The organism is Pseudomonas sp. XP1 (genome assembly GCF_053557675.1).
This window is the reverse complement of sequence record NZ_JBNRIJ010000015.1, coordinates 87,223-94,601: the sequence shown is the minus strand read 5'-3', so window position 1 is coordinate 94,601 and position 7,379 is coordinate 87,223. Positions and strand designations below refer to the sequence as shown.

9 protein-coding genes are annotated in these 7,379 nt (G+C 63.5%); 5 read left to right on the top strand and 4 right to left on the bottom strand.

What is annotated here, in order from left to right:
- Positions 1–29: 29 nt before the first annotated feature.
- Both rssC and rssB read right to left on the bottom strand, forming a co-directional pair.
- Positions 30–512 (bottom strand): anti-sigma factor antagonist RssC, encoded by a 483-nt coding sequence (gene rssC, locus ACK1U9_RS15255; protein WP_013971741.1) that lies wholly within the window; start codon positions 510–512, stop codon positions 30–32.
- Positions 509–1,693: a two-component system response regulator RssB gene (rssB, locus tag ACK1U9_RS15250; RefSeq protein ID WP_046615868.1), complete on the bottom strand. Its 1,185-nt coding sequence runs from the start codon at positions 1,691–1,693 to the stop codon at positions 509–511. Before rssB ends, rssC begins: the two co-directional genes overlap by 4 nt.
- A gap of 270 nt (positions 1,694–1,963) precedes the next feature.
- Between rssB and ACK1U9_RS15245 the strand changes: the two genes are divergently transcribed.
- A complete protein-coding gene (locus ACK1U9_RS15245) occupies positions 1,964–2,263 on the top strand; it encodes a PilZ domain-containing protein (protein ID WP_108480065.1) in 300 nt (99 codons plus the stop codon).
- Between the two features lie 34 nt (positions 2,264–2,297).
- Here ACK1U9_RS15245 and ACK1U9_RS15240 read toward each other — a convergent pair whose 3' ends face one another.
- Positions 2,298–3,005, bottom strand: coding sequence for an MlaA family lipoprotein (locus ACK1U9_RS15240; RefSeq protein WP_135002579.1), 708 nt, complete (start codon positions 3,003–3,005; stop codon positions 2,298–2,300).
- 200 nt (positions 3,006–3,205) lie between these two features.
- On the opposite strand from ACK1U9_RS15240, the gene ACK1U9_RS15235 reads away from it, so the two are divergent.
- The gene (locus tag ACK1U9_RS15235; protein ID WP_449109988.1) at positions 3,206–3,769 is read left to right on the top strand and encodes a phosphonoacetaldehyde phosphonohydrolase-related protein; all 564 of its coding nucleotides are present in this window, start codon (positions 3,206–3,208) and stop codon (positions 3,767–3,769) included.
- Positions 3,770–3,891: 122 nt separating this feature from the next.
- Entirely contained in the window at positions 3,892–4,155 is a 264-nt protein-coding gene (locus ACK1U9_RS15230; protein ID WP_039614141.1) for a DUF4404 family protein, read from the top strand.
- Between the two features lie 146 nt (positions 4,156–4,301).
- On the opposite strand, the gene queF is transcribed toward ACK1U9_RS15230, so the two are convergent.
- Entirely contained in the window at positions 4,302–5,132 is an 831-nt protein-coding gene (gene queF / locus ACK1U9_RS15225; RefSeq protein ID WP_085601676.1) for an NADPH-dependent 7-cyano-7-deazaguanine reductase QueF, read from the bottom strand.
- 264 nt (positions 5,133–5,396) lie between these two features.
- Between queF and cinR the strand changes: the two genes are divergently transcribed.
- Entirely contained in the window at positions 5,397–6,077 is a 681-nt protein-coding gene (gene cinR, locus ACK1U9_RS15220; protein ID WP_108480067.1) for a two-component system response regulator CinR, read from the top strand.
- Positions 6,074–7,379 (top strand): heavy metal sensor histidine kinase (locus ACK1U9_RS15215; protein ID WP_449109987.1); only part of this gene is annotated, 1,306 nt, incomplete at its 3' end. The genes cinR and ACK1U9_RS15215, both read left to right, overlap by 4 nt.

Genomic DNA, 7,379 nt, shown 5'->3' with positions numbered 1-7,379 from the left:
CCCGCGAAGAGGCCGGTACAGGCTGAAGATCAGGTCCGCTCCAGCGCATTGACCAGGTCATGGAAGGCTTCGCGGTTGGAGTCGTTCAAGCCCATGAGGATCTTGTGCGCCTCCAGCACCTTGGAGCGCACCACGTCCTCATTCTGGTCCTGGGACGGCAGGTCGGTCAGGCATTCCGGGCAAGGGATCGGTCGATCGACGATGTTGAACACCTGATCGAAGCCCATCGACTGCAACAACCGGGAAATGTCCGGGTTGGTGGTGACCACGGTCGGCAACAGGCCTACCTTCTGACGCGACAGGATCGACAGCTTGGCCAGCAGGCCCAGGGTGGTACTGTCGATGCTCTCGGTTTCGGTCAGGTCGATCACAATCGCCGAGAAGTTCAACGCGGTGAAAATCTTCTCGATCGTCGCATCCAGCGCCGAACACAGGGTCAGGCGCACTTCACCGACGAATTTCAGGACGAAGGTACCACTCTGCTCGGCGAACTGGATTCTACCGGTACTCATTGAAGGTTCCTGCTCAACACCAATAGGGCGATATCATCCGGCATCTCCCCAAGCGTAGCCAATCCAAATCGTTGGCGCAGCCCATCCAGGCTGCCACCTGCTGCCCTGACGATTTCCGGCAGGGCGGTTTCTTTATCTTTGAGCGTGTCACCCGGCAAAAGGTCCAGAATGCCATCGGACATCAAGCTGAGGCTGAACTGCGGCGGCAGCTCCACTACCAGGTCCTGGTAGGTGGCCTCGTCGAACAACCCCACCGGCAGGCCGCGGCCTTCCAGGTAGCGGGTGTGCTCGGGGGTGTGCAGCACCGGCAGCGGCAGATGGCCGCCAACGGCGTAGGTCAACAGACCGGTGTCTTCGTCGATCACCCCGCCAACCATGGTCACGTGCTTGCCCAGCTTGCAGTTGATCAGCCCGCGGTTGATGTGGCTGAGCACCTGCGAGGGTTTGAACTCGCGCATCTTGCTGCCGCGCTTGAATTCGAACAACAGCCGTGTGGTCATGAATTTCAGCAGCACGGTGACGAACGCTGACGACGCACCATGCCCGGAGACATCGGCGAGGTAGAAAGCGATGCGCCGTTCGTCCACCCGGAAGTAATCGGCAAAATCACCCGACAGGTAAAGCGACGGGATGATCTGGTGCTCGAAGGCGAAATCGCCGGCCACCCAAGGGCTTTCCGGCAGCATGTTCATCTGCACCTGGCGACCGGCGGTCTGGTCCTCCTGCAGCAGGTGCAAGCTGGCTTCCAGTTCGCGGTTGGCAGCTTCAAGCTTGTCGCGGTAGCGCTGGTTTTCCAGCACCAGGCGCGAACGGTCGAGGGCGCGGCGCACCGAATGCTCGAGCACGGCCAAGTCTTCCAGCGGCTTGATCAGGTAGTCGGCAGCGCCCAGGCGCAACGCTTCCACCGCATCACTCATGACGCCGGCACCGGACACCACGATCACCGGCAACTGCGGGGCACGCTCGCTGACCTGACGGATCAGCTCGAGGCCGCCCATCTGCGGCATACGCAGATCGCAGATCACGAGGTCGGGCTGGTGTTCTTCGAAGACCTGAAGCCCCTGCTGGCCATTGCTGGCCTGGAGGACGCTGAAGCCACTGTCTTCAAGATAGGCGGCGAGGCTTGCACGGACCACGTCGTCGTCATCGATGATCAGCAGCGTTGCACTGGTTTTCTGCATGTGGGCGAACGGCGCCGATTTGGGTTGGTGCAGCGGTGTCGGCAAGGCAGACGGCCAGCTACGGGAATTCTTTGTGGTCACACTCTACTTGAGTTGTAGGACAAGAACACTTGCCCGGCAACTGTCAGAGGGACCTTGTAAGGCGCAGACGGTACTCCCATCCGGCAGGCGTTTCAAGCATGCAAAGGTTCACCTCGACGCACTTTACAGGCCAAATCACCGGGAGTTATAAGAAAGTCGACCAGCGCAACCCGATGGGAAGGATGCAGCATGCCCCACACGCCCTCCAGTCATGACGAGAAACGCGATTTCATCCGCATGCGCATCGACACCGAGGTCAGCCTGCTGCACGAAGGCCAGGTGATCGCAGCAGTGTGCCTGGACCTGTCCAGCGGCGGCATGCAGGTGCAGGCACCGCAGCGCTTCCATGTGGGGGACCATATCGAGGTACGGATCGAGTCCGACCACCCGGCGCTGAAGGGGCTGCACGCCAGCACCGAAGTGGTGTGGATTGCCGACCAGCCTGGCGGGCAGCAGAAGTTCGGCTTGCGGATCCTGGCGATGCACTGAATCAGGGGCTGCAAAGCAGCCCCAGATCCGTGGGTCAGAAGTCGTCTTCGACTTCGCCATCCTTCACCTTGAACTCGCGGTTCTGCAGGTAGGCGTTGCGAATGAAGATGTACTTGTCGCCTTGGATCAGCTTCTCTGCCGAGAGCAGGTCGGCGCGGGTGTCGATGATGTCCAGGGCGAAGATCGAGTTGCGCGTCGGTACATGGTCGATGTAGCGGTAGGGTTTGGTATAGGTATCCGGGTACTTGGCCACGCCGTCACGCACGGTGCTCGGGCCCAGCAGCGGGATGACCACGTACGGGCCGCTCGGCACGCCCCAATAGCCGAGGGTCTGGCCGAAGTCCTCGTCGTTTCGCTGCAGGCCCATCTTGGTACCCACGTCGAAGAAGCCGCCCAGGCCGAAGGTGGTGTTGACGATCAGCCGCGCCGTGTCCACCCCCGCCGCATGGGGCTTGAACTGCAGCAAGTCGTTGGCCAGGTTGGTCACGTCACCCAGGTTGCGGAAGATGTTGTGGATGCCATCTTCGAGGAACTGCGGGGTGACCGCCTGGTAGCCCTTGGCCAATGGCTTGAGGGCATAGGTGTCGAGGGTATCGTTGAAACGGAAGATCGGGCGGTTGACCGCTTCCCAGGGATCTTCCTCGGTGGCGGCCTGGGCGGCTGCCACGGGCGCCAGCAGCATGCTGGCGCAGACACAGGCCTGGGTGACTCGTTCGATCACACTGGCACCGATCCTACGCATAGGTGTTTCTCCATCGAATTTCTCGGCCGCAAGCGCAAACGGGTGCGCTGCTGTACGGCGGCAGTATAGAGGCTTGCGGGCTGATAAACAGCTTTACACATCACTGCTCAATATTTTGTGAACAACTGTTGCGTGGCGCCTGCTGTCACAGGGCGGTAACAATCGCCGAATAGCCTGCGGACTATTTGAGGGAAGTTGCCATGGACGCTGCACCCGCCTTCACCGCTGTGCTGTTCGGCTTGCGCGGCTGCCTGGTGCAAGCTGCCAATGGCGCCCCTTCGCCCGCACCCGGCGCCCTGGCCACTCTCGCCAGCCTGCGCCAGCGCCAGGTGCCGTGCATCTGGCTGGACGACCTCGACGCCACCCAGAGCAAGCGCCTTGCGCATGTACTGCCTGCCTGGCTGCCGGGGCATTCGGTGAACGGCGTGCGCTGGCCGGCGCCAAATGCCTGCTGGCAAGCCCTGATGACGCTGGACAGCGAACGCCTGGACGGCTGCGTGCTGGTCAGCGGCGACCCACGCCTGTTGCAGTCTGGCCTGAACGCGGGGCTGTGGACGGTGGGGCTGGCCGCCTGCAGCCCGTTCTGCGACCGCAACTCGCGGCAATGGCAAGCCATGACGGCGCAGGAACAGGACCTGGCCCGTGGCAAGGCGACGCTGGAACTGTTCAGCCTGGGCGTGCACTCGGTCATCGACCACCTGGAGGCGCTGGATAACTGCCTGCAGGACATTGCCCAACGCCGGCGCAAGGGCGAAAAACCCTGATACAGCACCCTTGACGCGGATCATGCAAAGCAACGGCAGGTGGATTACGCTGAAGACAAGCCAGAACCTTTGCCGCTTCGCTGAGGTCCATGGCTTGCCAAGCCATTGATGGAGAACTGCCAATGCCTGCCCGCGAATTGCAAGAGCGCCTGAACAGCTTGCGCGAGCAACTGGACCGCAACGTGCCACTTTCGGACGAGGAACTGGCCGCGCTGCACGAAGAAGCGCGCCAGATCGAGGCGCAACTGAAGCTTGAGGAAGCCACGCCAGACAACAACCTGGTGGACGGCGTGAACCTGGCGATCGAACGCTTCGAGGCCGAACACCCCGACCTCACCGCTACCCTGCGCAGCATTGCCAACTCGCTGCACAGCATGGGGATCTAGAAATACTGGGGCCGCTTTGCGGCCCTATCGCGACACAAGGCCGCTCCTACAGGTACAGCGCAAGGCTTCAGGCTTGCGCTGTACCTGTGGGAGCGGCCTTGTGTCGCGATAGGGGCGCAAAGCGCCCCCCGGCGTACTTGCGAACCTTACTGCCGAACCAGGCGCTTGTTATCCGGGCTGATCGCCCCTGTGCTGCGGTAAGGGTTGATATCCAGCCCACCCCGGCGCACATAGCGCGCATACACCGTCAAATGCTCCGGCTGCAGCAGGTTCTTCAAGTCCAGATAGATCCGCTCCACACACTGCTCGTGGAAGTCGGCATGCTGGCGGAAGCTGATCAGGTAGGTCAGCAGGCTGGCATGGTCCAGCCCCCTGCCCTTGTACTCGACCACCAGGCTACCCCAGTCTGGCTGGCCGGTGACCGGGCAGTTGGACTTCAACAGGTGGCTGTGCAGGGTTTCTTCCACCTGCTGCTCCGGGTTGCAGCGCAGCAGCCCTGGTTGTGGTTGTTCGTAGTTGCTGATGGCAACGTCCAGCGCATCGATGCACTGCCCCGGCAATGCCACCACGCCTTGGGCCTCGACCTCGGCCAAGGTGCGCACTTTCACGCCCACCGGCTTGCCGGCGGCTGCGGACAGGTCTTTCTCCAGGCACGCCTGCAGCTCGCCAGGCGAGGCGAAAACCGTCTGGTTCAGCGAGTTCAGGTACAGCTTGAACGACTTGGACTCGATGATGTTCGGCGAATCGGCGGGAATGGCGAACTCGCCGATCGCCACCACCGGCTTGCCCGAAGGCAGCAGCCAGCTCAGCTCGAAGCAGTTCCAGTAATCCACACCCTGCCACGGCAAGGTCTGGGCAGTAACACCCAGCTCGGCCCACTTGGCGGTACGCGGGATCGGGAACAGCAGCTCCGGGGAATAGGTGGCAATGTATTCGCTGGACTTGCCCAGCGGGGAATGTTCGGCAGCGGGATGCATGGAAACTGACCTGAAGGTTCGAAATTGCCCCTAGTCTACCGGTTTTGCACCTCGCCTTGGAGCGCAAGTCAGCGGGATTACATCTTCGTCAGTTTGGGGCGAGCGGGTGCATCGTCACGTATCATCTCAGCATCACCCAGCCCCAGTAGGAGCGGGTTCACCCGCGAACACAGGCAAAGCCGGTGCCATGCACCGTGTTGAATTCTTCGCGGGCAAACCCGCTCCCACAGGGCTTTGCGCCGCTTGCTGGAGTCAATTCACCCAATGAAACTGCTGATCGTCGAAGACCAGGCCCGTACCGGCCAGTACCTGAGCCAGGGCCTGAACGAGGCTGGCTTCGCCACCGAACTGGCCACCGATGGCGAGACCGGCCAGTTCCTCGCCCTGACCGGCGACCACGACCTGCTGATTCTCGACGTGATGCTGCCCGGCCGGGACGGCTGGCAGATCCTCCAGGCCGTGCGCCAGGCCGGCCTGGACACCCCGGTGCTGTTTCTCACCGCTCGCGATGCCGTGGAGGACCGAGTACACGGCCTGGAGCTGGGCGCCGATGATTACCTGGTCAAGCCGTTCGCCTTCTCCGAACTGCTGGCCCGGGTGCGCAGCCTGCTGCGCCGGGGCACCAGCCCCAACCAGGACACGACCCTGGGCCTGGCCGACCTGCGCCTGGACCTGATCCGCCGCCGCGCCGAGCGCGCCGGCCAGCGCATCGACCTGACCGCCAAGGAGTTCGCCCTGCTTGAACTGCTGCTGCGCCGCCAGGGCGAGGTGCTGCCCAAATCGCTGATCGCCTCGCAGGTGTGGGACATGAATTTCGACAGTGACACCAATGTGATCGAAGTGGCGATCCGCCGCCTGCGCCTGAAGATCGACGACCCGCATTCCAGCAAGCTGATCCATACCGTACGCGGCATGGGTTATGTACTCGAAGAGCGCGCGGAGTGATGCGCCGGGTCTCCCTCGGCAGCCGCCTGGCCTTGCTGTTCGCCGCCTGCACCGCCACGGTCTCGCTCGGCGCCGGCCTGATATTCAGCCGGGCCAGCGAGCAGCACTTCGTCGAACTGGACCAGCAACTGCTGGACTCGCGCCTGTCGCTGTTCCGCACCCAGCTGGCCGGCATCACCACCCCGGCCGAGCTGCAGGCGCGCCTGCCCGCCTTGCGCGATGAACTGGGCCACCAGGCCGACCTGGCCCTGCGCATCAACGGCAGCGACGGTGCCACCTGGTTCGAAAGCCGTACAGGCCTGCCACGGGCGCTGCCCGACGGGCTGGCTACCTTGCATGCGCAAGGCACCGACTACCGCAGCCTGGCCGTGCACCTGGCGCAAGGCGCCCCGCAGTCGCCACAACTGACCCTGTACCTCGACATCACCCATCACCAGCACTTCCTGCAGGGCATGCAACGGCTGATCTGGCTGACAGTGGGCCTGTCGGCGCTGGCCACGGCCCTGCTCGGTGCCTGGGCAGCACGCCGCGGGTTGCGCCCTTTGCGGCAGATGGGCCAGGTGGCTGCCAGCGTATCGGCGCGCTCGCTCACCACCCGCCTGCCGGTGGCACAGATGCCCGAAGAGCTGGCCGAGCTGGCGACGGCCATGAACGCCATGCTGCAGCGCCTGGACGATGCCTTCCAGCGCCTGTCGGCATTCTCTGCCGACATCGCCCACGAGCTGCGCACCCCGCTGTCCAACCTGCTGACCCATACCCAGGTCACCCTCACCCGCCCGCGCAGCCTCGAAGAGTACCGCGAAGCCCTGCACGGCAACCTCGAGGAGCTGCAATGGATGGCGCAGATGATCAACGACATGCTGTTCCTGGCCAAGGCCGACCACGGCCTGCTGGTGCCGGGGCAAGCACCGCTGGTGCTGCATGAGGAGGTGGATGCGCTGCTTGAATACTACGCACCGCTGGCAGAGGACAGCGGCGTGCAGATGCTGCGCGAGGGTGAGGCGCTGCTGCGGGGCGACCGGCATATGCTGCGCCGGGCGCTGTCCAACTTGCTGGACAATGCCTTGCGCTTCACCCCGGCGGGAGGGCAGATACGTGTGACATTGGGGCCAGGGCCGAGGATTGGTGTGGCCAATACCGGGGCGGCTATCGAGCCGGCGGCGTTACCGCGGCTGTTCGACCGCTTCTACCGGGTGGACCCGGCGCGGCGGGAAGGCAGTAGCGAGCATGCCGGGTTGGGGTTGGCGATTACCCGGTCGATCGTGCAGGCCCATGGCGGGCACATCAGGGCGGAGTGTGCGG

Excerpts from the sequence above, each read along its gene's own strand:
- ACK1U9_RS15235 (WP_449109988.1), top strand. The coding sequence starts at position 3,206 with ATGGACGCTGCACCCGCCTTCACCGCTGTGCTGTTCGGCTTGCGCGGC.
- cinR (WP_108480067.1), top strand. The coding sequence starts at position 5,397 with ATGAAACTGCTGATCGTCGAAGACCAGGCCCGTACCGGCCAGTACCTG.
- rssB (WP_046615868.1), bottom strand. The coding sequence starts at position 1,693 with ATGCAGAAAACCAGTGCAACGCTGCTGATCATCGATGACGACGACGTG.
- ACK1U9_RS15245 (WP_108480065.1), top strand. The coding sequence starts at position 1,964 with ATGCCCCACACGCCCTCCAGTCATGACGAGAAACGCGATTTCATCCGC.
- ACK1U9_RS15230 (WP_039614141.1), top strand. The coding sequence starts at position 3,892 with ATGCCTGCCCGCGAATTGCAAGAGCGCCTGAACAGCTTGCGCGAGCAA.
- rssC (WP_013971741.1), bottom strand. The coding sequence starts at position 512 with ATGAGTACCGGTAGAATCCAGTTCGCCGAGCAGAGTGGTACCTTCGTC.
- queF (WP_085601676.1), bottom strand. The coding sequence starts at position 5,132 with ATGCATCCCGCTGCCGAACATTCCCCGCTGGGCAAGTCCAGCGAATAC.
- ACK1U9_RS15240 (WP_135002579.1), bottom strand. The coding sequence starts at position 3,005 with ATGCGTAGGATCGGTGCCAGTGTGATCGAACGAGTCACCCAGGCCTGT.